Origin of the sequence: Glutamicibacter sp. FR1 (assembly GCF_047300825.1) — a bacterium.
GTDB classification, from domain to species: Bacteria; Actinomycetota; Actinomycetes; order Actinomycetales; family Micrococcaceae; genus Glutamicibacter; species Glutamicibacter nicotianae.
Genome location: NZ_CP178602.1, coordinates 1241080 through 1262598, shown reverse-complemented (window position 1 = coordinate 1262598; position 21519 = coordinate 1241080). Strand labels below are relative to the sequence as shown.

The window sequence follows — 21519 nt, the reverse complement described above, 5'->3', positions numbered from 1 at the left end:
CTTATCCGAAGCCATGGACAGCTTCTTGCTCTGCGCCCTCGCCAATGCGGCGGCGAACGAATTTGACTGACCCGTAATGAGCGCATAGACCACTCATGAACGGGTGGAATGGCTTGGTCATGTCCATGGGGACGAACTTCCACTGCGCGCCGGTCTTGTCAATGGGCAACTTGCCCAGGCCTTCCAGTGACGAATCCATGCGGGGCTCAGCGAAATGCATCACCGTCTTGTCCCGCATCACCGAGTCATAGAAGCCCATGGACGCTTCGACGAACTCGCCACCAGTGAGCACGCGCACCTTCATCTTCTTTTTCTTCAGGTAGGGCACCAGCGAAACCGCCGGCGAGCGCCCATCGATGATGACTGGATGGATGCGCTTTGCCCGGTCCCAGAGGTACTGGACGAGTTTCGCGGTGCCTCCGTCGTCGTAGTCCGCGGCAGCGATCAGTTCCAAGGCCAGCGTTTCCTCGTCCTCCGGAATGTAGGAGGTGACGGAGATGGCTACCTTGTTGCGTTCGCGGTTCATATCGACGCCAAACGCACCAGTTTGCCAACGGTCGGACGCAGCTCTCGGCGGGGTCTCGACGGCCAACGCGTTCCAGCGCTCCTGGGAGATGACCGAGACGTGTTCCAAGCTCTTGGGCCATTTGTTCAAGCGTTCTCGCGCGAATGATTCGGGGCTGAACTGGCTTAGCTCGCCCTCGACGGTGGAAGGCATGATGCGCACGTTGTAGGCCGGGTTGGATGCGGCGTGGTTCTTTGGGTCCTCGACGTATTCCAGCAGCTCTTCGGGGGTCATGTCCTCGACGAAGCCTGGCGACCCGAACTCGACCCATGCGACCTTCTGCAGCCCTTTGAGTGCGTTGGTGCGGACGCGCAGGAACGGCCGGCCATTGCCTTTGGCCAGCTCTTCGACGGATGGCGGGGTTCCCATGTAGATGGTGAATGGGTTCTGCGCCGGGCCGGCCGAGATGGTGGGCAGCAGCGCCTGCAGCTGCTCTTCGTTGATGTCCTGGGCTTCATCGAGCACCAGCACGTCAACGGTGAAGCCACGGCCCGAACCCTTGGAACGGGCCACGAACTCGATGGAGCCACCATTTTTGAGGATGATCGCTTCCTGGCCGTTCACGCTGCGGACCTTGTGAACCATTTGGTTCAGCACCGGGTACTTCGCGTTCGGGTCATCAGGTTTTTCGCCGAAGAAGTGCTTGAGCCGGGCAAAAGCCTTCTGCGCCGTCTTCACCTCGTGAGCGGTATGCAAGATCCTCATGCCGAGAACGGCCATGAAGTACAGCTCGACGATTTCCAGAGCGCCGTTCTTGCCGTTCTGGCGGGCGACGGTCACAGCTCCGACGGAGCACGCCCACTTTTCTTCGGCAGTTTGCCGCAACCAGGAGCGCACGGTGGTGTCCTGCCACGGGTCGGCCACGAGGCCGAACTTTTCCGCGTACCAGACAGCGTCTTCGCCGTGGTCGTCGTTGAAGGTGTCGCCCTCAGGCGTGGTGTTGTGCAGCGGAACCTGGCTACCAAGCAGCACTTGGCATCACCACCTATCCGCTCTTGCGCGCCTCCCGCGCCTTGCGGCGGCGATCCAGTTCGCTTTCCACCGAGCTGTCTTCCTTCGGTGTTTCAGCGGGCTGCGGAGTTTTGTCCTCCTTGGCTGCCGTCGACGCTTTGAGCCTGGAGACCTCGGCCAGCAGCTTTCGGAAGTTGTCCTGCTGCTGCCGCCCCTCCATGAGCACCCCGGAGAAGGACAATTTGATTTCTATCTTCTCTGGGAACTTCTCCATGTCTTCGATGGTGGCCCGCATCAAATCGAGTACGCCCTGGCCTTGAATCGCCCGGTCCAGATCGTCGAGCCGGTCAGCGGCGCGGGCTGCTTCAATCACGGTCTGGATGACCAGCGGGTTCTTCTCGCCCTTGGTGAGCTCCCGGAACAGCTTGGAACCGCGCTCGCCTAGGCCAGCCGGTTCGCTGTTCATGGCTGGGCGCTGAGGTCGCCCAAGCGGATTAGCATCGGGTTCTTGCTGGTGAAGTTCGCGGGGAGAATTTCGTTCATCTGTTCCTCCGAGAACTGGCTTGAAGCGATGAGCACGTCGCAGGAGTATCCCCGGATGGTGCGCGCCGGGGCGAAGAATCGAATTTCTCCGCCGTTGTGGAAGGTGATTCCTTCCAATCCGTTCACCCGTCGGATCAACTTGACGCGCAACGGGTTGGACAAGGCCACGAGCTCATCCAGGAACCGCCGTACCTGACCGGCACGCTTCGGCAGCACAATGGCCACCTTGTGCCCCAGTCCATCGGCTTGTCGGATGGCCTCGATCATTTGCTGTTTCTCAGGATAATTTCCAGCAGTCATAAGGTCTGCGCTCCTTTACGGCGAGCGCAGCGATTGAACTGCGCTAGATGGGTATAACGAGTGGTTTGAGCGTGTTTGCGGTGCCGCGGCGTGGTGTTCCGAGTGCCATGTACCGGCCCATTGAGTAAACTTCGATGTTTCGGCCGTCTCGGAGTCGCTGGCCGCGGCGCGGGGCCATGTAGCCCCAGATGTGGATGCCGTTTCCGGACTGGGATATCTCGGTGAAGGTGCCGGGGTTCTGGTCCAGCACTTCTGCAGCCCAGGGGTGCAGTTTGCCGGCGGCGTCGAAAGCGTGATCCAGGTCGATGACTCCGATGCCTGATCCGTCGAGCACGAAGCCCAAGCCGACGCCTGCGGTTGAAGCCTTGGCGTCCTTGTAGGTAGTCCAGCCGTTCGAAACGCTGACCGATGCAAGCTTGCCGGAGGCCATCAGTGGACGCTTCTTCGCATCGCGGCGGACCCAGCAGTTGCGCGAGGTCAGATCCTTGGGCAGTTGGCGGTTGGCGCGGTGTCTGGAAACGCGGCAGCGGACTGAGCAGAAGCGCGCCCGACGGCTGCGCCAGCTGGCCAGGTCCTTATCGCAATGCTCGCATTTCCTCATGCTCCAATTCTACCAAACTGTAACGCTAAAAACCGCATGATTCCGGGGTTCTTCACCACAAAACGCCTAGTCAACAACCTTGGAACCAGCACGGCGCGCGACTCATTCACATAACGCCTAGTCAGCGTCGAATGAATTTCAAAACATCAGGTCAGAGGACCGGGGGGATATATCGCTATGCCCGGGGGTGCGAGGAAAACGGAGCCCCGGGAGGGGCCCCTCCCCAGGCGCTCCGAACAACACACCGCCGACTACCAGGCAAGCTCAGAAGCGCCCGGAATTCCTCAACGGCGCATGATGCTGAACCCGCTTCGGCGCCAGCCCGGAACCCTTCGAGCCATTGCAACGCCGGCAAATGACCCAAGCGTTCTCCTCGGTATCCTCGCCGCCACGGGCATGAGGGACGATATGGTCAACCTCTGCCGAGTTCGGCTGCTTCGACACCTGCCAGTTCAACGTCACCGAGCACAACGGGCACTCAGTCTGGCCTTCAACCACTCTGCAACGCCACCGAACGCGGACAACCACGCGCTTCCATGTCGCCGTGCCGGTGCGAGACGTCGCCACACCCACCTCCACGCACAAGTCATTAACGAACGAGAGGGCCAGCCATCTAAGGCCAGCCCTCTCATGTCAACGTGCTTTGGACACACGTGTAGCAAGTGCCTTCAGCTTACACCACGCGCAGCCCAGCTCGGAAACCAGGCACGCGGGGGCTATTCCTCGCGTGCCCGGGTCGCCTCCTCCAACTCATGGATGCTCTCACCGGACCACCCGGCACCGCACACCTTGCACTGGATCGACACGCTAGGGGTGGCCTCTCTTCGGATCGTGGCCACCAGGGCACGATTCTGCACCTGGTCGCCATTGACCTCCTCAAGCACATGGGACGAATGGCACGCCGGGCACACACGACGCAACCGCACCACCGTTGGCGGATCGAACAGCTCCTCAATCGATCGCACCCACGACCCAAGGATCTTGTGGCACTCATCGATCAAGTGCGGATGCTCATCCAAGGCGTCAACCCAGAACCGAATCCGCTCCCCCAACTTCTCAGGCCGATCCAGAGCATCAGGCAGCAACCAGATCCGCTCATTCATCTCCCGCTCAATGTCCTGCATCAACGACAACGCATCAGCAGCCACCGGCAGGCCAGGCTCAACACTGCCACCACCGCCAGCACCGACCTCACCCGAAGGCCTGATCTGTTCCTGCAGCTCCAACAGCAACGGCTTCTGCATACCGATGCGAGGCCCCTGACCCTCAACCCACAAAGTCTCAGGCGACCACGACAACAGCCGATCACGCAAACGCCACGTCCTGGCACGCTTCAACTGCTGACTCGGACTAACCACAATTTCCTGCGTCAAAGCATTCTCCCCTACAGATTTCTGCACACATCCCCAACATCCACAGTTTTCAACGTCCTCATGCTCGGGCACTGGAACTTCCCTCCTTGTCTCGATCACGCACGGCCAACTTCCGCCGCGTCCTGGCACTTTCTGCATGGCAACTGCAACCCGTGGATCTCACACAACGTATTCGGCTCGTCCACCTTCTGACCCTTGACCCCGTAGTACCTCGACCCAAACCTGCCACCAGCAAGAACCTCAGGAGCTTCCCCCGCATCATGAGAGATAGCTACAGGTTCTGGATTAGGCAGAGCGGCAGAGGTCTGGTTTCCAACGGCAGGGCTCTTCTTGCCCCGTCTACGTCTGGATCTAGATCGTCGGGGCTTAGCAGGATCGGTGGGCACCTCAGGCTGACCCAGGGCTGACCCTGAGCCTGACCCCTCCATACCCTGCCCTGCCCTGCCAGCCCGTGCACGCGTATGCGCGCGCCCGTAGATAGCTTTTTGCTCTTCGACCATTGATGGTGCGCTTACCTGACCATCGATGGTCGCTAATTTGGTCATTGCCGCCGGAATATCAGGGTTCTCCTCAGCTGCCCAGGCTGGCATGTCGGCCTCTTCGCCTTCGAACACATCTACTTCTACAGCTGGTTCCGGAGCGACGTTCTGCGAACCCGAAGGTGCGATCGTCAAGCTCGACGGAGATGATGCTGGAGCTGATGCCGTGGAGAGGCTGAGACCGAATCGAACGGCTGGATCCTGCTGCACCGGCTCGACAGCCGGTGATTCCGCTTCGGTCTCCGGAGCGACGTTCTGCGAACCCGAAGGTGCGATCGTCAAGCTCGACGGAGCCGAAGCGGTTTCACGGACTGGAGCTGGGCGCAAGGCCTTGCCGGCCTGCTCTGGAGTGCGTCTACCCTTTTCCCTGTTGCACTGGGCACAGGAAAGGACAATATTCCTAACGCCGACCGCCAACGTCGGGTCAACATGATCCATTTCAGGGCGCTTATCGCCCTTGCTGGTCTTCTTGAAAACCATATCGCCGCAATAGCGGCATCTTCCCCTGGAACACTTCGAGTCTTCGGCGTCGCGAGCCCACACCGCAGCTTTGATCTGCGGATCGTTGAGCTCTTTGCGCTTGGCTCTGGCCAGGCGCACTTCAACGCCTTTGTCATACCCGAACTGGAACCAGTCGTGGAAAAGATAATGCCCTTCCTTGACCTTCGGGCACTGCTCACAGGAATGCCCGGCCGTGTGCCACAGCCCCACCTCAACCAACCGTGCGGCCAAGAGATCAACTGCATCGCTATTGAGCAGAATCTTCATCAGCTGCACGTGGGAGACGAGGCCATCTGTCAACGCGGCCTGCGTGACGCTTCCTGCCATAGTCCAGAGCCCTAACGCTGCCATGCCCACCAGATCGTCCTGCAACGCCGCTTCGGCGAGCGCTGAGGCTTTCGGGTTGACGTGGAGCTGGTCGTCTACTTGGAAGAATGGCAATTCTTTTCCCTCCTTTCACAATGGATCAAATCTGAGTTGTACGGTGCTGGGCTGGCCGGCGGCGACCTGGCAGTAACGAGTATCCGCATCACGCTGTGGTCTCGATCCTGATCACTTGCTCGGGATCGCTGCGGTGCTTAATCTGGACCCCGTTCCAGGTGAGTTCCACGATGGTGGCGTGGAGCTGGTGGGTGATGTAGGTGATGCGCCCGTAGAGTCGCGGTTCGCCTGGGATGTTGATGCAAGCGTGAAGTCCCAGATGCTCAAGGTTGTTGAGTCCGCCGGTTTGGATCTCGTCCATGTCCCGCAGCGGGTCGAGATGTGGAACCGGGCTATCTCTCCTGGGGCGTTTTTGCTTCGCTGACTCGGTCACGCGTCCACCTCCGGGCGGTGCAAGACACGTAGCCGTCTGGCTACGTGAGCGATCTCTGCGGATGTCCACCACTGTCGACCATTTTGCGTACCAGTGGTGAGCGCTGCCCAATCCCGGTTGAGGGCTTTGCACAGCACAACGGGCGCGTCGCCGCGATCGTCGTAGAGGTCTGCGATAACGCTTCCGACCGGCAACGCGTCGAGTTCTTCCGCCCTGTTCACTGCCGGCTGGGCGACGGCGACGTAGGCACGGGCAAGCTTCTCGGCCTTGGACAGCTCAGCTTCCTTGGTCATGATCACCAGTTCATCTTCTGGGTATCGTTCGATCACGCTCCATGCAGGTGGATTCATTACGCGAGACATGGCTTCGAGCGCGTCCGGGTTTAGCGGGGTATCAGGCATTGGTGTTTCCTCTCTCGTAGTCCCATGTGCAGTAATCGCCTTCCCAGCTGATCCGCACGCCCCTTCCGGGGTAGATAGTGACTGGCGCGCCGGGTCCGCTATAGGTTTCATCGAGCATCGTGCTGTTCACCCATGGAAGCTTCCAGCAGTCATGCCCGCCGATTACGGGATGGGATGGGTCGTGAGCCGTGCAATAGAACTCGTCCCACCGTTCGGTGTCGCAGTCTGGCCGCATCCGGCAATCCGCATTGCCCGGTGCGTGGCATTCGATGCTCAGTCCGTCGGCGCTGATCTTGTGATCACTCATCGTCTCCACCGTCTTCTTTCTGCAAGTTCATGAGGGCATGAAGCGTGGACATGTCCGACCGGTCGATCATCTGCTGGTAGAACTGGTTCACCTGAGCGGGTAGCAGCTCAAGAGCCTTGACCGCATAGAACCCGTGGTCCTTTGGATATTCGATGGTGATGCTCATGGGAACCTGGATTCCGCTATTCGCAGTTGCGGTCATTTCGAATTCGAGCGTGTCAGTTTCTCTGGTCTGGTCGGTCATGGCTACTGCTTTCCCGTCTGGAGTTCCGGCCCGTTCTCGCGGATCAGCAGGCGCACACGCTTTCCAAGGCTGAGTGCTTTCAGGACCCAGGCAGTCTCGAAAATGGCCAGGCCGACGTTGATCTTGCCCTTCTCATCGCTGAAAGTGATCTCGTTGACGCTGGCCATGATCGTCTCGTCGGCCAGCTTCTTGGTTTCCTCCTCGTCCGGTTCGCTCATGATGGGGAGGATCGCTTCGATCTGGTGCATGGTGTAGGGGTCGTCAGATCCATTCATTTCGCGTGGCAGAGCGACGAATCCGCATTTCACGCAGCGCCAGCCGTCCTTGTAGGTGCGTGGCTGGTGCTCGGCCAGTTCCCGATAAGCCAAAACTGTGCGCTCACTGAAACCGGCCTCTGTTTCCTTGCTGCTGCTCATCGGGTTCCTCCCTGCGATCCGGAGCCGGGACCAACCAGCGCGAAATCGCTCTGGCGATACAGAACGGCCTGCGCGGCGGGGCTCAGCGCGTCGATGCCGAACGCGGCCGCGATCTCATTGAGGATCTGCCGAATGTTCCGCATCAGGACGTTGATCGCGCCCTGGACGGTGCGAGCCAAGCGCTCTGCTGCAACTTCCCTGCGTGCGTCAGCGATGGCCTGCACCATGTTCGCCTCGTACAAGGCCGCGAGGTTCGGCTGTCCCGTCTTTTCCGCGTTGGCGATCTTGCCGGCCAGCTCGATAGCTCTGTCAATGTTGTGATTGCTCATGCCTTCACCAGGAATCCCGAGAAAGGACCGATGACTGCCGCCATGTCCGGAAGCATCAGGTCAAACTTCGGATAGACCAAGGCGGCTTCATCCAGTGGGTTCTCCGGATCTCCGCCAGGCAGCCAATACCAGTCCTTGCGGAAGGTGATGGTGAACTCCACCAGATCGTCCGCGTCCAGGAACGCTTCGATGGTCTGCTCCATGGTTTTCTCGCACCACTGGCGCACCGCTTCCTCTGCGCTGTGCGCGTCCGTGGTTCCGGTGACAATCCACAGGTCGCTGTCTTCGCCCATTTCCTGGACAGTAATGTTCTCGGTCATCTCTTTCCCTTCCAGAGTTCTTCAAAATCGGCCGTATCGACCAGGTACTGCACTGCCTTCCCGAAACCCCGCAGCAGACCCACCAGCAGGACAACCGGCCATGCCCAGGCGAGCAGGAACATTCTCGAGGCCCACTTCGAGGCCAGCCGTCTCGCGCCGGCCGTTTGCACAACGGTGGTCGTCGCCATCAACAGCGCCGCCAAAGCCAAGCCCATCCAGATCAGCAATCCAACCGCGTAGACCTGGCAGGCCAAGCCCAGCTGCTCCCACGTCATCCCACACTGCTTTCGACTGCAGGACTTTCCTCGACCAGGGTTTGGATCCTGTCCGGCTGGAAACCGAACCAACCGTGGATGTCCTCCGTGTCCCGGTCCAGCACCAAGACGTACGGCATCGTCTCCGGCTCCCCCAGCTGCTTCGCAATACGGCTGAGCTCATCGTTGGACTGCTGATCCGATGGGTTCACGACGATCTCCTGGAACGGGATCCCTGCGGCGTTCAACGCACGCACCGTGTCAGCGCACTGCTCGGAAGCTGCAGGCTTCGTGTACAGGGTCACTAGTCGGTTCATTAGAAGTCCCAATCCGGTTGCTTGGCGGAGCGTTCCAGCTCTTCGGCTTCTTGCTTGAGCATTTGGGCCTTGGCGCGCAGCTTCTCGGCCTTCTCCAGATCCTTCGCCTGCTGTCGGTTCCGCTTGGCGGTCTCCACCTCGACGAACTCACCGACTTCGGCTTCCAGCACGATCGCCTGGCCGCCCCAGCGCCGGACAGCCCAGGCCTTGGACTCCGCGGCCTGCTTCGTCTGGTAGGTGCGCTTCTCGGACGGCCAGAAGAACGGGTATCCCTCCTCGCGGCAACGCCTCGCCCACACGTAGCCAAGCTCGGCCACCTCATCTACCCATTCCTTCCAGCCGACAGGTTTCCACGAGGGGTCAAAGTCCGAGAACGTCTCGCCGGATTCAGGATCCTTGTACGGCTTCCCGAACGCTTCGGCGGGGTAATTGGTGATCTGCATCTTGTAGAGTCGCATCAGGCTGCGTCCTTTCCTTTGGCCAGCGGCTGGCCAGCTCGTAATCTTCTGACTGCTTCCTCCCACACCCGGGCGTAACCCCGCGGTGTGAGCCTGGAATACCGTTTGGTCGCGAAGGCACCCTCGGACTTTTCGTAGGTGTGCTCGTGCGGGCGCACCCAGCCCGCCTCAATACCGCGCGCCGTAGGCTGGTTATTACGGACAGTGTTGCCCCGGATGATCAGCCCCAACTCCCCGGCCAGGTCGAAAACGTCATCCCGGTAGACCTTCACTCCCGGCTGATTCGCCGCAGCGTGCACCTTCAAGTCGTTGGCCAGATCCATCAATGTGCGCAGTCCCTCGGACTCGCTGACCATGTCCGCGTAATCCGCCTTCGGCTCCAGCGCTGCAATGTGCTGGTCCTTCGCGGCAATCATCGCCTGCGCCTCGATCACAGCCATGGCCAGCAGCTCAGCGCCGGACGGCTTGGCCGGCGCTGCCTGCACTGCACGCTTCTCCACGGCGATGAAGTACTGCCGGGCCTGCTTGCCCCGCTCGGTGCGCTGGATCATGGACAGCTCCTTGGCCATATCCAAGGTGATCGCCCAGTTACGTGCGGGGCGGCCGCCGAGAGGGTTCTGCTCATTTTTGAGCGAAACCTCGACGTAGTCCTGCCCCTCGACGAACCCGTAATCGAACATGCGCGGGGCCCAGTCCTTGAGCTTTGTCGAAACTTCCAAGAATTCGTGCAGGTCCCGCAGGCTGACGGCGGTCTTGCCGTCATACTCCGTGATCGGGATCAGCTCATCGGCCTTTTGTGCCTCTCCTGGGAATTGCAGCTTGTCTTGCATCTCAACTCCTAAACAAGTTTTTTCGTTTGTTTTTCACGAAACAAGGTTTCACCGGTTACTCGCCCGGATTCGGAAGACGGACCGGCATGATCATCTGCTCAGTCACTAGCTGCTCCAGCGGTTCGGCGCCGTTGGTGACTCGGACGGGTTTTCCCATCTCGGAGAAGGACAGGCGGATCTTGTCTCCGGCGACAGCTTTCAGCGCGGCCTTGTAGAATTCCGGATTGAACGCTGTTCTGATGCCCTCTTCTGTGATTCCTTCGGCAGGGACCAGGGGTGATCTGGCCTGGGCTTCAAAGGCTTGTCCGGTAATTTGCAGGGCTGCGTGATTTGTAGCGGATTCCAGCGTCAATGGGGTGTTGCGTTCGGTGACGGTGCTGATGATCCGGGCTGCGCGCATCATAGTTGCGGCCGAGATGGTCACGTGTTGCTTCCAGGCCACGTCGTACAGCGTGCCAACTTTCGGATAGTGGCCGTCGTAGGCCATGGTGGAGGCTTCGAATCCCTCACCCTTCAGCCGGAGCCGCTTAAAGCCTCCGGCTTCACCCTTCCCGGCGAGGAACAGGTGCATGTCCCCTGGCTTGTCGAGAAGGACGCGGATCCGCGCCCAGTCCTTGGCCAGCATCAGGACTCTCCCGCTGAAGTTGACCCGTGATGGGATCCAGGACTTCGCTACCCGGTATCGGTCGGTCGCTGCCGCAGTGATACGGTCCGTGGAGAATTCGATGCTGATCGCGGTGAGCGCCGGCAGCGTGACATCCTTGCTCGCCGCGTGCGCTACCTGGTCGATCAGTGCGCGGAACGCCTGGACATCGACCAGCGCCGTCCCATTCGGGTCCTTGATCGATTCTGGGGCCGGCCAGCCATGGATTGTGGTGAAGTAACCCTCGTGGGACGAGCTGCCCAGAGCGGACGGAACGCCGAGCTCGAACCCGTCGGTTACCAACTGCAGTCGGCTGATCTTTTCCTTCTCATCCCACGTCCACTGGAGCGTGACCTCCAAGTCCTTGACGGCGCCGCGCACCACCTCGGTCAGGACGTTGATCAGCACGTTGCCAAGGACTAGGCGTTCGTGGATCATCCCGCCTCTCATCGTTCCGAGTTCGGCACCAAGGCCTATCTCAAAGTCGAACGTTCTTGCACTGACCCATCCGGTTTCTTCGAACCGCAGGGCGGTCAAGGTGGTTGCCGGCGCTGGCGGCCGGACGCTGGCGCGGACCTTCTTCAGCACGGCCAGGATCTCCCGTGCCGAAACAGTCACGGCCACGGAGTCGGTGATCTTCCCGACCGGCGCTGCATTCACCTTTTCAAGCGTGGTGCTCATTTGCTGGCCTTCCTTTTCTCTTGTCTTCTCCGGCTCGCTTCGACGCGCTGCTTGAGCTTGTACCGGGTGCGTCGTTCTTCCTGGCTGAGACCGCCGAAAGTGCCGTACTGCCGGCTGTTCGGATTGCTCTGCCCGTGCTCGTAGCAAATGCTGACGACCGGGCATCCCGCGCAGATCGACTTTCCCGGCTGCGCGGCGAACGGTGCCGAGCTGATCGGGTAGAACGGGTCCCCGTCTTTGCGGAAGTCCCATGTCTTGGCCATGTCCGCGCACGCAGCCTGATCCATCCAGGCATTCGGGTCAGTGGACTTATCCGGAGCCTGCTGGATCATCGACGGGATGCGCCGGGTCACCATTGCGGCGCCCATCGCATGCGGTCGCTGCCGAGCTGGCCCGTGGTGAAGAAGTCGCTGATGCTCTTGAACTCCTCCACGGTGCGCTGCGCCCACCAGAACAACTCGTCCCTGTTCGATGACGTGCGCGAGACCTGCACGCCGTTGACCAGGACCGGCTTGCCCGGGATGAACCAGAGCGTCGCAACCCACAAGGTTTCTCCCTCGGCCATGCCTGGCACCGGCCTGATCGTGACTCGCGGATAGTCCATCCAGTACTTCCACCCGGGCTGAATCTGCTCGTAACCACGCTTCAGATCCACCATCCGGATCACCGGTGCCGTGCCGGCCGTCGACGGGTGCGCAGCTTGGCACTTGAGCCGGACAACCCGCTCCGCGGTCTCCTGCTCAACCTGGCGGGCCATCGCCTCATCGTCGCTCGTCATGAACCACGGCATCAGTTATCACCGCCATCGCAGGTAGGGCACGGGGTGGACGCGTCGGCCGCGATCACCTGGTGCTGGCCACAGCCCGCGCAAGTCACCTCGGCTCCCACCGGTAGTTCAACGTCCAATCCTTGGTTGCCCTGCTGGTCTTGGCTTGCAGCCAGACGCATCGCGTCGACCTCGTCGCGGTCCGGGATGTACCCGAAGAGGCTGATCAGCCTCCGATACCAGGTAGCCATCGGCTTCCACCGAGCAGCTTTCTCCCAAGAATCCCGCTGATACAGGTTGAATTTGTGAGACATGTCCTCGGCATCTGCGGCCTGCAGCCACGCGTACAGGCGCACTTGCTGGCCCAAGGTCATCTTGTATACGAGTTCAAAGGCTTGCTCTTCCCAGACCGAGCGACGCCTTCTCACCGGTTCCGAGTACTCGCTCTCGTCACCCTCTGGCTCTGGGTACGGCAAATTAATGGCCTGCGCGATTAACCGTTTACGCGCTTCAGTCAGCGAGTCATTGGCGAATACGACGTCAGCGAACAACTCACGATCATCGGCGTCCGTGAGCGCCTTCTTGTCCCGGATCTTCGAGACCACGAACTGCTGGCGAGCAGCCTTCGAAGTTGGCAACGTGCCATTCAGCCGGCGGACCAATTCCAGTTCGGCCTTGCGCTCCGGAGAGACCTGCTTGGTCTTTGCCTTGGTCTTGGCCCACCAGTTGACCGACTCCGGGGTACTCACGTCGAACTGGTGGCCTGCAGCGATGTGCTCATCGATGGACAGGACTGCATCGGTCTTGGACCAGCGGCCGCTGTACCGGTTCTCGGAATCGATTTCCACAGCGCCTTGGCCGGTCAGCTCGGTGCGGAGCACATCGCGCTTTGCGTTCGCCTTCTTCTGCTCGATCAGTCGGGTGACGTCCTGCTGGCGCTGCTTCCACCGGGTGTCTTCCAATTCCTCCACGACGCTGTCGAACAGCGAACCGTCGCCAGTCTCGCTCTCCACATCGAGGATGTCCGCGGCGGTAAGCAGGTCAATGGTTCCGCGTTCGTGCAGCTTGGCGACCTTCGGCTGGCTGGCCAGGCGAGCGCGCGGCTTCACCTCGGCCTTGTCGATCTGGAAGTTCTTCGCCACCCAGGCCTCAGTCTTGCCTTCGGTGAGCATGCCCTGGATCGCCTGCGACTGCCCCAGGTGGTCGAGGGTCAAGTGGTTGGTGCCCGTGGACATGGCGTCCAGGTACAGGGCCAGTCTCGGGTTTTGCGGAACCTCGACGACCTGGCAATTCAGTTCGGTCAGGCCTGCGCGCAGCGCGGCCGCATGGCGGCGGTGGCCGCCCAGGATCTTCCAGTCGCCTTCCCGCTCCGGGTGAGGGTAGACCTTGATCGGTTCCATCTGGCCCACGGACTTCAGCTCGTGGGCAAGCTGGTCAATACCGCCCAGATCGGTACGAGGATTGTCCGGATCCGGATGGATCGCAGTAATCGGCAGCATCTTCAGCTGCCCTGGTTTTTGAGACACGAGTCCCCTCCAAAGAATGTGCAAGTCAGAAAATTTAGTGGCTGGCCGGCAGCAGCTCGGCCTCAGCACGCATGATCCGGTGCGCCCGAATTTCGGCGTTCACCCAATCGACCACCGCGAAGAAGGCGACGATGCCGGTGATCATCAGCAGCACCGTGGCCAGCCCGTTCGGCTGGTAGCTCGCCACGACCACCGCGGCCACCAGGACAGCCACCATGGGGATCCATAGGATCCACATGCGGCGATGGGCCAGCTGGTACACCTTGTCCGCGGTCATCGTGCACCGCCATCGAACAGCGAGGCCACGTCCACCGGCTTCGGGACGTACACGAAGCTGGTGACCTTCGCGTACTCGATGCCGTTCACGAACAGCACGCCGGCGCCATCGTCGCCTTCCTTGGCAATGGATGACGTATCGACATACACGGCATTTCCCCGGTACTTATTCCGTGCCCAAGCCGTCGCGGCCTTCTTGACCTGGCGGGCGCGGTCCGCCTTCGAATCGCTATCCCAGAACGCGGTCAGCTTCGCCGAGTGCTCATGCTGCCCACGCGGGATGATCAGCACTCTGCCTTCGACCTTAGACATCTCCGCCACCTGCTTCTGAGCTAAATTTGATGTGTGGAATTAACGTCATTATTAATCTCATCCCTCTCGCTGCTCATAGCGCTGAGCTCGGCCATCTGGGCAGTCAGCGCCAGCAGGAGCGCCGATAAGCATGCGAAGAAAGCTGGCGAGAAGGCTGATACTGCGAATCAGCTGAGTGCGGATGCCAACCTCATCGCCGAGGACAGCAAGCGCATCGCAATAGAGTCCCGCGAAATAGGCGAAGAAGCATTGACGATTGCTCGCCGAACCGATTCGCGCGAACGCGACACAAGCAACATCCATTGGGAAAGCTACTGGCAAGAGCCAGGCATTTATACCTTCACCAACAGGGGTGACGACGAAGCTTTCAATGTGCGAATTATTCTGACCATTGACGACGTGGAGATTCGTAAAGCTATTGAATCTGTCCCCGGCGGCGGCAGCGTCCAAATCGAATGCCCTCAGGCCCGAGCCACCTACCTCGACGAAGTACGAGCTTTCGAGGAAGAAAAACGCGCTTACGCTCGGCGGCAAGATCGAAGCCCCTACGGACTCGCTGGATTGCCGCCCATGGCAATTCAATACGGATACCACTGGTTCAGAGAACGAATCGATTGGGAAACCGGAACTGGCAAGCCTGGCAACCACGATGTCGAAGATCGCATGAGCCTCGGAGACTTCGACTGAAGCAGTATTCTGCTTGCTCACGCCGCCACCGCCTGAACGCTGGACTCTGCACGCCAGCTCGCGTAGACGCCAGCAGCCTCGCGCAGGCACTGTTCCCGCGATGGCCGTGCCTCGGCCTGCGGGGTCTCAACGGTGTTCGATACACTGGACATTGAAATCACTCCTTACTTACCGTTTGAATGTTTGGTTTCATCGCACCCAGCAGCTGCAACTGCTGGGTGCTCTTTCATTTCCGGGACACCCGGAGTTAGGCCCCTCTCGGTAGACTCGGAAGTTCCACCAACCGCGCCACGCGGCGCACCACCTACCGAGAGGGAAAAATGAAAATCTGGCTCCGAATCGACGGGCATGCCGCCCTGGCTGCCGCCCCCGAAGTCGTTACCGCGCTCGTTGAAGGAATCGACGTGTGGCGGTCTCATGGAGCCCATCGCGACATTCAACTTGAGATCAGCACCGGTAGTTCTCACGGCGTCATGTTCCACATCAATGCGAAGACGTCCGTCGATGCTTACAGCTCCGAGCGTTTCGAGTCGGATGCTAAGCTTCTGAGGACTTTCAGGGAAGATGTCGGAGCTCGCAATGCCCGGCGTATCTACTGGGACGGCAAGTCGATCACCTTCGGCAGCAATTCGCGCGAATGGTGAACCCACAACATCACTAATCGCTCGCCCAGGAACATGGAGCGGGTTAGGCACAGCCTGCCCGCTCTTGTTCAGCCATGACCGCATCAGACCCTGTCCGTCGAGCCACGAGGCCGTTTCCGGGTCCACGTTGACGAAGTAGTTGTCCTGCTTCTCGTTATCGGTTTTCTCCCTGTGCATCTGCTGGTGTTCCTCGATCTCTTGGAAGTAGTAGTCCTCGGATTCCCAGTCCTCTGGGGTGAGGTTCGGGCCGTTGGAGATGCCGACGTGGTAGTCGCAGCCCGGCTCTGCGCATTTGAACTCACTCATGACGCACCTCCTGATGGCCGTGGGAAATTCCTTGCCCATTCATGCACGTCGTCGATGCACTGCAGCACGCGCTCCAGATCCTTGCGATCGACGGTCACCCGCTCGGCGAGCGCCTGAGCGTCGAGTTGGGCCTGGAGGTTGTTCTTGGCTTCATTGGTGGTCATGCCGCACTCAGCTTTCCGGCTCCCGGCATCGGTCGGAGCTTTCCAGGTTTGGCCGTCCGCGTCTCGGCCTGATGGCCTTGACTTGTGGAGCTAGCCGCGTTTGTCACTCGTTGCACGCGTGAGGACTCTTTGCGTATGAACAAATCCTCCACATCAAGCTTCAAGCGACGGGCTATCTCCTTGGCCAAGTCTTCCGAACAGGCCTTGAGGTTTCCTGTTTCGAGGCCTGAAATCGTTGCCTGCGTACAGCGGCACAGTACTGCCAGATCCATCTGTGTTAGATCCTCCCGCTTCCGTGCTCTTCGGAACATTTCCCGATCACGTGGCTCCATATAAGCCTCCCTGCAAAATCGCGCCTTAGGTCGTCGCAAGAACATTCTGCCTCCTCTGTAAAACGAATACAAGTGAAGCTAACCTCAATTGTCATTCACTTGTCAAGCCATGCCCTGAAATACCCAATGATTCCGGGTAATCTGAGATAGTCACTTTTATTTCTTCAACGGTGCCCCGCTGGTATTACTGAAACAACAGCACGGAGGATTGTCTGCATGGACAACGAAAACCCCAGTTTGCGCGATATTGCACAGCGCGCTTCTGATATTCATGGCGGGATCCGAGGACGCGCCCTGGATCGTGAAGCAAAGAAGCTTGGGTTGACGCTGTCGTACACGACTGTGGACAAGATCCTTGCAGGCACTTACACATCGCGACCGACCCGAGCCACCCTTGAAGCCCTCTCGAAGATGGCCCAGGTTCCTCTATCGACGGTGTATGAAGCAGCCAACATGACCATGCCCATGCGACCATTCGCTGAGCAACTTCCGCCTGAGGTTGACACCCTCAAAGCAGACCAGCGCCGCATAATGATTGATCTTGCCCGTCAGTTCGTGAAGCAAAACAAACACGAACAGAAGCTGCTAGCGCAGCTGGATGAGGTAAACCATGCGCCAAGCACCAATGAAGGACAAGCGAACAACAGCAACTCCCCTCGACTGCGAGCCGTGGCGCCCGAGGGTGACCCTCGCCTTGGACAGAAGACCGCACCAGGCGAACTAGGTGTCACCGAAATATTCGGCGAAGAAGCCCGCAACTACCCCAACCCGGGCCACCACCAAATGGCGGCACACCACAACTTCAAATCCGAACGCCAAAAATGGGAAGAAGCCCACGGCGAGCGCGGCGAGGAAAGCCAAGATCCGGGAGATTTCGATGAGTAAACCTAAAACAGGACTTCTCGTCGAGAGTCTGGAGCTTCCGGAGACGGAATCATCGAATGACATGTGGCGGGGAATGGCTCATGTTTTCGTGAAGGCTCAGAAAACGACAGGACGGCGCCTCATTTTGCATGAGTACCTGGCCGCTCGTCTGGCCAATTATCTAGGCCTCCCAGTTCCGTTCGGAGAGATTTCATCGATTCCAGAGGGTCGCGAGGCTTGGGTATCCGGGATTACTTCTCGTGATGGGAAAGTCCTTCCCCCAACAACCTATGAATCTATGTTGGAAAACGAACGTTACGTTCTTTGTGGAGTTATTGCGTTTGATCAGTGGATCTTCAATGGCGATCGGCATGAGGATAATTTCGTTTGGAGTGAGGATATTGGACTCTGGGCGATCGATCACGAGCTGGCTTTCTGCGGTGACCGAGACGGAGATGAATGTATCGATTGGCTGAAAGAGTGCAGCACGTTACCGCTAAATATGTCGCATCTTGCCCGAAAGGGCATCACTGATGAAGACCTTGATGACTGGAGTTCCCGCATTAGACTCCACGGTGTGAAGTACGCCGAACGGGCAATCATTTCGGCGAGAAAGCGGGGGCTACTCAGTCTGGCAACCGCTAAAGCGTATGCTAATTTTTTGAGGATACGATCGGCGAACATCCGTTCATTGACTAAGGAAGCACTTAAGGGCAATACGGGCTCGATTAGCCCTGTAAGCGGGATGGATCAGCTTTTCTAACCTGTCGCCTTGTGTCGCTACCCTTGTACTTACGACTTTCCAGGAGGTGTTTTTTCATGCCAGCAAACCTATTTTTGATCCAGCATTTTCACGACCTGCGCCTCCATGAAGGACGGAATATTGGCGTGGCTGTAGAAGATCCCGATGGCAGGATTCATCTACGCCTGGGAGGGCTGGACGCTGCCGGCGACGTAGATACCCGCTGGCTGAGGCGGTTCAACCTGGCACGAGGCTACTACTTGCAATGGCGTGATTTCCTAGAGCGTTCGGCCAACGCTAACGACTGGGAAGCCGTTATCCGGTTCCAGACGAGCAAGCCGTCGAATATTATTGCTCGCAAAGTTGGCGTGAACCTCAGTGAAACACATAACTGGGCAAGATTCACGGACAGTTACTTTGCCGAGATGGTGGATTCATCGATTAGTGAGCGGGAATCATTTAGCGATCGAGTCCGCAGATTTTTGGAATCAGCGCCAATTCGTTTTGAAGAGAAAGTTAAGCTGCCTGGTCGGTGGGATAACTTCGGGGACACGCTCGATCTCGAGTTTCCTTTTGGATATTCAAATCGTTCTGAACTGAAGGTGATCGCGCCAATTCCACTTCGTCACAGCAGCGTGTACTCCTTCAAAGCGTCAATCGATGCTGTGCATCGCGTTAATCGCCATGCGGTGTTCGTCGCGGTAACAAGTTTCGATGAATCGGATCTGGATTCCGAGCGCGTAGAGACAATGTTGCAGCCTCTCGAAGCTGGCGCGTTTCCAATCAATATCGAGCAAGAAAATGCGCAGAATACCCTTCTTGATGTTCTAGGCGCCGCGTAGCCCCCTGCTCCAACTGGGAACCAATCGAATCCCGGTTCACTTGGCCGTTAGTAAATCGTTGTTGTAGTTTCTACAATTTGCCTACAGTGATTTTCGAACATATATTCGAACTATGATTCATTCACTCGCCGCGTGGGGTGCGTTGCGCGACTTCGCAGCATCCGTCATCGTCTGGACCAGGCCGCACTCAGCTATTCCCGCCGGCACTGTCGACAACACCATTTTCATCGACCCCGAACTCTCTGAAGCCGAGACCAAGTGCGTTCTCATGCATGAAATCATTCACCTGGAGCTAGGGCACGTCGGATGCCAACCAACCTCAGTTGAGCGAGAAGTACAGCTCATGGTCGCGCGCCGACTCGTGCAATTCGATGACCTGCGAAGAGTCGCCGGATGGTCGAACTGCCCCAGGGAAATGGCCGACGAGCTAGGCGTCACCGAACAAGTTGTGCTGGACCGCATGGCCACCCTCGACGGCGACGAGATCCAGACGCTCTGGCCACCTTCAGACCACATCGCGTAACCGCCCCACAGTATCCACACCTCGCAAGAACTTTGCCGCCCCACACCATTCACGGCACACACTCGAATAAACATTTGATACCCACAGGAGAAATTGTGAAGAACTCGAATACCACTCCGGAAGAAATCACGCCGATCGAGCTTCCTGCAACCGCCTTCGGATGCTCACCAAGAGAAGCGACCGCCGAAGACGACAACCTCCTGAAGCTGCTCATCGGCCGACTGGATGAACTGACCCGCCCCGGCCGGCCCGGGAGGCTGAAGTGAACGGCACAGCACGCCCTCGGGCAATCCTCTACCTGCGCCAATCCGTGGCCAGGGAAGAATCCATCAGCCTTGAGCTACAAGAGGACGCAGGGCGCCGTTACGCCGTTCAGGCGGGCTATGACGTTGTCGCAGTCGAGGCCGATCACGGTATCAGCGGGCGAACCTGGAAGCGTCCGGCCGTGCTGCGCGTCATGAAGATGATCGAAAACCAGCACGCCGACGTCATCATCCTCTGGAAATGGTCACGCCTCTCACGCGCCCGCCTGGACTGGGCCGTGGCCATCGACAAAGTTGAAGCCGCCGGCGGACGCATCGAATCAGCGACCGAGCAAGTCGACGTGAGCACGTCCACCGGACGCTTCGCCCGCGGCATGCTCGCAGAATTCGCAGCCTTCGAATCCGAACGCATCGGCGACACCTGGAAAGAAGCACACCGGCGCCGCATCGAACAGGGCCTGCCAGCCACCGGAAAGAAACGCTTCGGCTACCAATACGACAAGGCCAAAGGATTCACCCCACACCCCGTCGAAGGCCCAATCCTTCAGGAGTGCTACCGCAAATACATCACCGGCATCTCCTTCTACGAGATCACCGACTACCTCAACGCCGGACCCACAAACCCAGGGGAAGGCTACACCGGTCCGAAGCCCGGCATCTGGTCAGCAAACACCGTACGCCGCATCATGGACAACCCCTTCGCCTCAGGCCGCTTCATCTCCAAAGGAGAAGTCCGCCAAGGGATCCACGAACCGTTGATCAGCGAAGAAACATGGGAACAATTCCAGGTGCGCCGCAAGAGCCGCAGGGTCACCCGATCCAGCACCAAAGGAAAATACCCGTACACCGGCCTGATCTTCTGCGAGCTCTGCGGCCACGGAATGTACGCCGGCCTCTTTGGCTCCGACCGAACCCTCAAATACCGCTGTAGCGGGGCCGCCCAATGGAAACTCCACCCCGGCGGCTACGTCATGAACAGCACCATCGAAGCCACCCTACTCCCATGGCTGTCCGATCTAGCGGACGAAATCAACCAGGCAACCAACAGCGCATCCACCGTCCCGAAGCCCGCAGACCCTACACCACACCTCCGGCGAGCGCTGATCAAGGTGGAGTCCAGGTTGGAGGCGCTGACGGAGAAGCTGGTGGATGGGACGGTTCCGCAGGAAGTGTATGAGCGGATGCGTGATCAGTGGCTCAGTGAGAAGAAGTCTTTGGACGATCAATTGATGGCCTGCCGGGTCGAGGCCCGTGCGGAACCAGTTTCGCTGCCACCGGATTTGATGTCGCAGTGGGGTGATATGCCGGCTGAGGTGAAGCGTGAGCTGCTGGCCAGGGTGGTGGCTAAGATTACTGTGAAACCTGGCCGTCCGCGTGCTGAGGTGCAGATCGTGGCTCGTTGGGAAGCCATGCCCGAAGGTTAGCCGTTGGCAGCTTTCAGCGCCTTGGATTTTGCGTGAGTAAGGTGACTGGCCAAGTACTCGCTGCGGAAGGTCTCGCAGTAGTTCATTGCTGCTTGCAGTGAGATGTGCCGAGGGAGACCACCCTCGTACCTTATTCCAACACTGGCCTGATGGGCCAAGGTGTAGAACTTGGCAACATGCGGGTACAGCACGATGCAAAGTTCGTTCAGTCCGAGCTGAGGACGACTAAGGCCCCCGAAGCTGTGCTTGCTCTCGAACCGGTCTCCTGGCGCGATAGTGTGGTGTGCTTGTTGAAGCAAATTGCTGTCGTCGAAAATCGGATCATTGATTAGGGCGGCCCGAAGCAGCTGGTAGCAGCTGTAGAACGCAGGGACTGCAGCCCATGGGTCTTCCGCGTTAAACAGAGTTTGGGCCGTCCTCCAGTGAGGGGCGGCCCATCGCTCTAGTTCTTCGACGCTCGG

The 21519-nt window shown here is 59.1% G+C and carries 35 protein-coding genes; 7 read left to right on the top strand and 28 right to left on the bottom strand.

Features of this window, described 5'->3' with window-relative positions:
• Nucleotide 1: 1 nt before the first annotated feature.
• From ACLQ8T_RS06155 to ACLQ8T_RS06040, 24 genes are all read right to left on the bottom strand, one after another.
• The gene (locus ACLQ8T_RS06155) at nt 2-1537 is read right to left on the bottom strand and encodes a hypothetical protein (protein WP_413456058.1); all 1536 of its coding nucleotides are present in this window, start codon (nt 1535-1537) and stop codon (nt 2-4) included.
• Nucleotides 1538-1550: 13 nt separating this feature from the next.
• Nucleotides 1551-1982, bottom strand: a complete 432-nt coding sequence (locus ACLQ8T_RS06150) for a hypothetical protein (RefSeq protein WP_413456057.1) — start codon at nt 1980-1982, stop codon at nt 1551-1553.
• Nucleotides 1979-2359 carry a hypothetical protein gene (locus tag ACLQ8T_RS06145; RefSeq protein WP_413456056.1) on the bottom strand — a complete coding sequence of 127 codons (381 nt, stop codon included), beginning with the start codon at nt 2357-2359 and terminating at the stop codon, nt 1979-1981. The genes ACLQ8T_RS06150 and ACLQ8T_RS06145 overlap by 4 nt, the downstream gene beginning before the upstream one ends.
• Nucleotides 2360-2402: 43 nt before the next feature.
• Nucleotides 2403-2960: a hypothetical protein gene (locus ACLQ8T_RS06140; protein ID WP_413456055.1), complete on the bottom strand. Its 558-nt coding sequence runs from the start codon at nt 2958-2960 to the stop codon at nt 2403-2405.
• A 264-nt stretch (nt 2961-3224) separates the two neighbouring features.
• The gene (locus ACLQ8T_RS06135) at nt 3225-3404 is read right to left on the bottom strand and encodes an HNH endonuclease (RefSeq protein ID WP_413456377.1); all 180 of its coding nucleotides are present in this window, start codon (nt 3402-3404) and stop codon (nt 3225-3227) included.
• Nucleotides 3405-3676: 272 nt separating this feature from the next.
• Nucleotides 3677-4405: a hypothetical protein gene (locus tag ACLQ8T_RS06130; RefSeq protein ID WP_413456054.1), complete on the bottom strand. Its 729-nt coding sequence runs from the start codon at nt 4403-4405 to the stop codon at nt 3677-3679.
• 23 nt (nt 4406-4428) lie between these two features.
• Complete coding sequence (locus ACLQ8T_RS06125; protein WP_413456053.1) at nt 4429-5814, bottom strand: HNH endonuclease; 1386 nt, start codon at nt 5812-5814, stop codon at nt 4429-4431.
• A gap of 88 nt (nt 5815-5902) precedes the next feature.
• Nucleotides 5903-6187, bottom strand: coding sequence for a hypothetical protein (locus ACLQ8T_RS06120; RefSeq protein ID WP_413456052.1), 285 nt, complete (start codon nt 6185-6187; stop codon nt 5903-5905).
• Nucleotides 6184-6516, bottom strand: a complete 333-nt coding sequence (locus tag ACLQ8T_RS06115; RefSeq protein WP_413456051.1) for a hypothetical protein — start codon at nt 6514-6516, stop codon at nt 6184-6186. Before ACLQ8T_RS06115 ends, ACLQ8T_RS06120 begins: the two co-directional genes overlap by 4 nt.
• A 64-nt stretch (nt 6517-6580) precedes the next feature.
• Nucleotides 6581-6895: a hypothetical protein gene (locus ACLQ8T_RS06110; RefSeq protein ID WP_413456050.1), complete on the bottom strand. Its 315-nt coding sequence runs from the start codon at nt 6893-6895 to the stop codon at nt 6581-6583.
• On the bottom strand, nt 6888-7139 hold the full coding sequence (locus ACLQ8T_RS06105) for a hypothetical protein (RefSeq protein WP_413456049.1): 252 nt from the start codon (nt 7137-7139) through the stop codon (nt 6888-6890). The genes ACLQ8T_RS06110 and ACLQ8T_RS06105 overlap by 8 nt, the downstream gene beginning before the upstream one ends.
• A 2-nt stretch (nt 7140-7141) precedes the next feature.
• The gene (locus ACLQ8T_RS06100) at nt 7142-7555 is read right to left on the bottom strand and encodes a hypothetical protein (RefSeq protein ID WP_413456048.1); all 414 of its coding nucleotides are present in this window, start codon (nt 7553-7555) and stop codon (nt 7142-7144) included.
• A complete protein-coding gene (locus tag ACLQ8T_RS06095) occupies nt 7552-7884 on the bottom strand; it encodes a hypothetical protein (RefSeq protein WP_413456047.1) in 333 nt (110 codons plus the stop codon). The genes ACLQ8T_RS06100 and ACLQ8T_RS06095 overlap by 4 nt, the downstream gene beginning before the upstream one ends.
• Entirely contained in the window at nt 7881-8204 is a 324-nt protein-coding gene (locus ACLQ8T_RS06090; protein ID WP_413456046.1) for a hypothetical protein, read from the bottom strand. Before ACLQ8T_RS06090 ends, ACLQ8T_RS06095 begins: the two co-directional genes overlap by 4 nt.
• Complete coding sequence (locus tag ACLQ8T_RS06085) at nt 8201-8479, bottom strand: hypothetical protein (protein ID WP_413456045.1); 279 nt, start codon at nt 8477-8479, stop codon at nt 8201-8203. The genes ACLQ8T_RS06090 and ACLQ8T_RS06085 overlap by 4 nt, the downstream gene beginning before the upstream one ends.
• Nucleotides 8476-8775: an NrdH-redoxin gene (locus ACLQ8T_RS06080; protein ID WP_413456044.1), complete on the bottom strand. Its 300-nt coding sequence runs from the start codon at nt 8773-8775 to the stop codon at nt 8476-8478. Before ACLQ8T_RS06080 ends, ACLQ8T_RS06085 begins: the two co-directional genes overlap by 4 nt.
• Nucleotides 8775-9233: a hypothetical protein gene (locus tag ACLQ8T_RS06075; RefSeq protein ID WP_413456043.1), complete on the bottom strand. Its 459-nt coding sequence runs from the start codon at nt 9231-9233 to the stop codon at nt 8775-8777. The genes ACLQ8T_RS06080 and ACLQ8T_RS06075 overlap by 1 nt, the downstream gene beginning before the upstream one ends.
• Nucleotides 9233-10063: an antA/AntB antirepressor family protein gene (locus ACLQ8T_RS06070; protein ID WP_413456042.1), complete on the bottom strand. Its 831-nt coding sequence runs from the start codon at nt 10061-10063 to the stop codon at nt 9233-9235. The genes ACLQ8T_RS06075 and ACLQ8T_RS06070 overlap by 1 nt, the downstream gene beginning before the upstream one ends.
• 55 nt (nt 10064-10118) lie before the next feature.
• Nucleotides 10119-11387 (bottom strand): hypothetical protein, encoded by a 1269-nt coding sequence (locus ACLQ8T_RS06065; RefSeq protein WP_413456041.1) that lies wholly within the window; start codon nt 11385-11387, stop codon nt 10119-10121.
• Nucleotides 11384-11755 carry a WhiB family transcriptional regulator gene (locus ACLQ8T_RS06060; protein ID WP_413456040.1) on the bottom strand — a complete coding sequence of 124 codons (372 nt, stop codon included), beginning with the start codon at nt 11753-11755 and terminating at the stop codon, nt 11384-11386. The genes ACLQ8T_RS06065 and ACLQ8T_RS06060 overlap by 4 nt, the downstream gene beginning before the upstream one ends.
• On the bottom strand, nt 11737-12165 hold the full coding sequence (locus tag ACLQ8T_RS06055; RefSeq protein WP_413456039.1) for a hypothetical protein: 429 nt from the start codon (nt 12163-12165) through the stop codon (nt 11737-11739). The genes ACLQ8T_RS06060 and ACLQ8T_RS06055 overlap by 19 nt, the downstream gene beginning before the upstream one ends.
• Before the next feature lie 11 nt (nt 12166-12176).
• The gene (locus ACLQ8T_RS06050) at nt 12177-13679 is read right to left on the bottom strand and encodes a ParB/RepB/Spo0J family partition protein (protein WP_413456038.1); all 1503 of its coding nucleotides are present in this window, start codon (nt 13677-13679) and stop codon (nt 12177-12179) included.
• Between the two features lie 34 nt (nt 13680-13713).
• Nucleotides 13714-13956, bottom strand: a complete 243-nt coding sequence (locus tag ACLQ8T_RS06045; protein ID WP_413456037.1) for a hypothetical protein — start codon at nt 13954-13956, stop codon at nt 13714-13716.
• On the bottom strand, nt 13953-14267 hold the full coding sequence (locus ACLQ8T_RS06040) for a hypothetical protein (protein ID WP_413456036.1): 315 nt from the start codon (nt 14265-14267) through the stop codon (nt 13953-13955). The genes ACLQ8T_RS06045 and ACLQ8T_RS06040 overlap by 4 nt, the downstream gene beginning before the upstream one ends.
• A gap of 33 nt (nt 14268-14300) precedes the next feature.
• On the opposite strand from ACLQ8T_RS06040, the gene ACLQ8T_RS06035 reads away from it, so the two are divergent.
• Entirely contained in the window at nt 14301-14954 is a 654-nt protein-coding gene (locus tag ACLQ8T_RS06035; RefSeq protein WP_413456035.1) for a hypothetical protein, read from the top strand.
• A 17-nt stretch (nt 14955-14971) separates the two neighbouring features.
• On the opposite strand, the gene ACLQ8T_RS06030 is transcribed toward ACLQ8T_RS06035, so the two are convergent.
• From ACLQ8T_RS06030 to ACLQ8T_RS06015, 4 genes are read right to left on the bottom strand one after another with little or no spacing between them, the layout of a single operon-like run.
• Nucleotides 14972-15106: a hypothetical protein gene (locus ACLQ8T_RS06030; RefSeq protein ID WP_413456034.1), complete on the bottom strand. Its 135-nt coding sequence runs from the start codon at nt 15104-15106 to the stop codon at nt 14972-14974.
• A gap of 12 nt (nt 15107-15118) precedes the next feature.
• Nucleotides 15119-15904 (bottom strand): hypothetical protein, encoded by a 786-nt coding sequence (locus ACLQ8T_RS06025; protein WP_413456033.1) that lies wholly within the window; start codon nt 15902-15904, stop codon nt 15119-15121.
• The gene (locus ACLQ8T_RS06020) at nt 15901-16068 is read right to left on the bottom strand and encodes a hypothetical protein (RefSeq protein ID WP_413456032.1); all 168 of its coding nucleotides are present in this window, start codon (nt 16066-16068) and stop codon (nt 15901-15903) included. The genes ACLQ8T_RS06025 and ACLQ8T_RS06020 overlap by 4 nt, the downstream gene beginning before the upstream one ends.
• Nucleotides 16065-16340 carry a hypothetical protein gene (locus ACLQ8T_RS06015; protein WP_413456031.1) on the bottom strand — a complete coding sequence of 92 codons (276 nt, stop codon included), beginning with the start codon at nt 16338-16340 and terminating at the stop codon, nt 16065-16067. Before ACLQ8T_RS06015 ends, ACLQ8T_RS06020 begins: the two co-directional genes overlap by 4 nt.
• A gap of 276 nt (nt 16341-16616) precedes the next feature.
• Between ACLQ8T_RS06015 and ACLQ8T_RS06010 the strand changes: the two genes are divergently transcribed.
• The 6 genes from ACLQ8T_RS06010 (at nt 16617) to ACLQ8T_RS05985 (ending at nt 21058) form a co-directional block, all read left to right on the top strand.
• Nucleotides 16617-17285 carry a hypothetical protein gene (locus tag ACLQ8T_RS06010; RefSeq protein WP_413456030.1) on the top strand — a complete coding sequence of 223 codons (669 nt, stop codon included), beginning with the start codon at nt 16617-16619 and terminating at the stop codon, nt 17283-17285.
• Nucleotides 17278-18027 (top strand): HipA family kinase, encoded by a 750-nt coding sequence (locus ACLQ8T_RS06005; protein WP_413456029.1) that lies wholly within the window; start codon nt 17278-17280, stop codon nt 18025-18027. The genes ACLQ8T_RS06010 and ACLQ8T_RS06005 overlap by 8 nt, the downstream gene beginning before the upstream one ends.
• A gap of 56 nt (nt 18028-18083) precedes the next feature.
• Nucleotides 18084-18848: a hypothetical protein gene (locus ACLQ8T_RS06000; RefSeq protein WP_413456028.1), complete on the top strand. Its 765-nt coding sequence runs from the start codon at nt 18084-18086 to the stop codon at nt 18846-18848.
• A 112-nt stretch (nt 18849-18960) separates the two neighbouring features.
• Nucleotides 18961-19371, top strand: coding sequence for an ImmA/IrrE family metallo-endopeptidase (locus ACLQ8T_RS05995; RefSeq protein ID WP_413456027.1), 411 nt, complete (start codon nt 18961-18963; stop codon nt 19369-19371).
• 95 nt (nt 19372-19466) lie between these two features.
• Nucleotides 19467-19637, top strand: a complete 171-nt coding sequence (locus ACLQ8T_RS05990; protein ID WP_413456026.1) for a hypothetical protein — start codon at nt 19467-19469, stop codon at nt 19635-19637.
• Entirely contained in the window at nt 19634-21058 is a 1425-nt protein-coding gene (locus tag ACLQ8T_RS05985) for a recombinase family protein (protein ID WP_413456025.1), read from the top strand. Before ACLQ8T_RS05990 ends, ACLQ8T_RS05985 begins: the two co-directional genes overlap by 4 nt.
• Nucleotides 21059-21519: the final 461 nt, after the last annotated feature.

What these genes read in the sequence shown, in the direction of transcription:
- ACLQ8T_RS06150 (WP_413456057.1), bottom strand. Translation starts at nt 1,982, where the DNA reads ATGAACAGCGAACCGGCTGGCCTAGGCGAGCGCGGTTCCAAGCTGTTC.
- ACLQ8T_RS06145 (WP_413456056.1), bottom strand. Translation starts at nt 2,359, where the DNA reads ATGACTGCTGGAAATTATCCTGAGAAACAGCAAATGATCGAGGCCATC.
- ACLQ8T_RS06140 (WP_413456055.1), bottom strand. Translation starts at nt 2,960, where the DNA reads ATGAGGAAATGCGAGCATTGCGATAAGGACCTGGCCAGCTGGCGCAGC.
- ACLQ8T_RS06110 (WP_413456050.1), bottom strand. Translation starts at nt 6,895, where the DNA reads ATGAGTGATCACAAGATCAGCGCCGACGGACTGAGCATCGAATGCCAC.
- ACLQ8T_RS06105 (WP_413456049.1), bottom strand. Translation starts at nt 7,139, where the DNA reads ATGACCGACCAGACCAGAGAAACTGACACGCTCGAATTCGAAATGACC.
- ACLQ8T_RS06100 (WP_413456048.1), bottom strand. Translation starts at nt 7,555, where the DNA reads ATGAGCAGCAGCAAGGAAACAGAGGCCGGTTTCAGTGAGCGCACAGTT.
- ACLQ8T_RS06095 (WP_413456047.1), bottom strand. Translation starts at nt 7,884, where the DNA reads ATGAGCAATCACAACATTGACAGAGCTATCGAGCTGGCCGGCAAGATC.
- ACLQ8T_RS06090 (WP_413456046.1), bottom strand. Translation starts at nt 8,204, where the DNA reads ATGACCGAGAACATTACTGTCCAGGAAATGGGCGAAGACAGCGACCTG.
- ACLQ8T_RS06085 (WP_413456045.1), bottom strand. Translation starts at nt 8,479, where the DNA reads ATGACGTGGGAGCAGCTGGGCTTGGCCTGCCAGGTCTACGCGGTTGGA.
- ACLQ8T_RS06080 (WP_413456044.1), bottom strand. Translation starts at nt 8,775, where the DNA reads ATGAACCGACTAGTGACCCTGTACACGAAGCCTGCAGCTTCCGAGCAG.
- ACLQ8T_RS06075 (WP_413456043.1), bottom strand. Translation starts at nt 9,233, where the DNA reads ATGCGACTCTACAAGATGCAGATCACCAATTACCCCGCCGAAGCGTTC.
- ACLQ8T_RS06070 (WP_413456042.1), bottom strand. Translation starts at nt 10,063, where the DNA reads ATGCAAGACAAGCTGCAATTCCCAGGAGAGGCACAAAAGGCCGATGAG.
- ACLQ8T_RS06065 (WP_413456041.1), bottom strand. Translation starts at nt 11,387, where the DNA reads ATGAGCACCACGCTTGAAAAGGTGAATGCAGCGCCGGTCGGGAAGATC.
- ACLQ8T_RS06060 (WP_413456040.1), bottom strand. Translation starts at nt 11,755, where the DNA reads ATGGGCGCCGCAATGGTGACCCGGCGCATCCCGTCGATGATCCAGCAG.
- ACLQ8T_RS06055 (WP_413456039.1), bottom strand. Translation starts at nt 12,165, where the DNA reads ATGACGAGCGACGATGAGGCGATGGCCCGCCAGGTTGAGCAGGAGACC.
- ACLQ8T_RS06045 (WP_413456037.1), bottom strand. Translation starts at nt 13,956, where the DNA reads ATGACCGCGGACAAGGTGTACCAGCTGGCCCATCGCCGCATGTGGATC.
- ACLQ8T_RS06040 (WP_413456036.1), bottom strand. Translation starts at nt 14,267, where the DNA reads ATGTCTAAGGTCGAAGGCAGAGTGCTGATCATCCCGCGTGGGCAGCAT.
- ACLQ8T_RS06030 (WP_413456034.1), bottom strand. Translation starts at nt 15,106, where the DNA reads ATGTCCAGTGTATCGAACACCGTTGAGACCCCGCAGGCCGAGGCACGG.
- ACLQ8T_RS06025 (WP_413456033.1), bottom strand. Translation starts at nt 15,904, where the DNA reads ATGAGTGAGTTCAAATGCGCAGAGCCGGGCTGCGACTACCACGTCGGC.
- ACLQ8T_RS06020 (WP_413456032.1), bottom strand. Translation starts at nt 16,068, where the DNA reads ATGACCACCAATGAAGCCAAGAACAACCTCCAGGCCCAACTCGACGCT.
- ACLQ8T_RS06015 (WP_413456031.1), bottom strand. Translation starts at nt 16,340, where the DNA reads ATGGATCTGGCAGTACTGTGCCGCTGTACGCAGGCAACGATTTCAGGC.
- ACLQ8T_RS06010 (WP_413456030.1), top strand. Translation starts at nt 16,617, where the DNA reads ATGGACAACGAAAACCCCAGTTTGCGCGATATTGCACAGCGCGCTTCT.
- ACLQ8T_RS06005 (WP_413456029.1), top strand. Translation starts at nt 17,278, where the DNA reads ATGAGTAAACCTAAAACAGGACTTCTCGTCGAGAGTCTGGAGCTTCCG.
- ACLQ8T_RS06000 (WP_413456028.1), top strand. Translation starts at nt 18,084, where the DNA reads ATGCCAGCAAACCTATTTTTGATCCAGCATTTTCACGACCTGCGCCTC.
- ACLQ8T_RS05995 (WP_413456027.1), top strand. Translation starts at nt 18,961, where the DNA reads ATGATTCATTCACTCGCCGCGTGGGGTGCGTTGCGCGACTTCGCAGCA.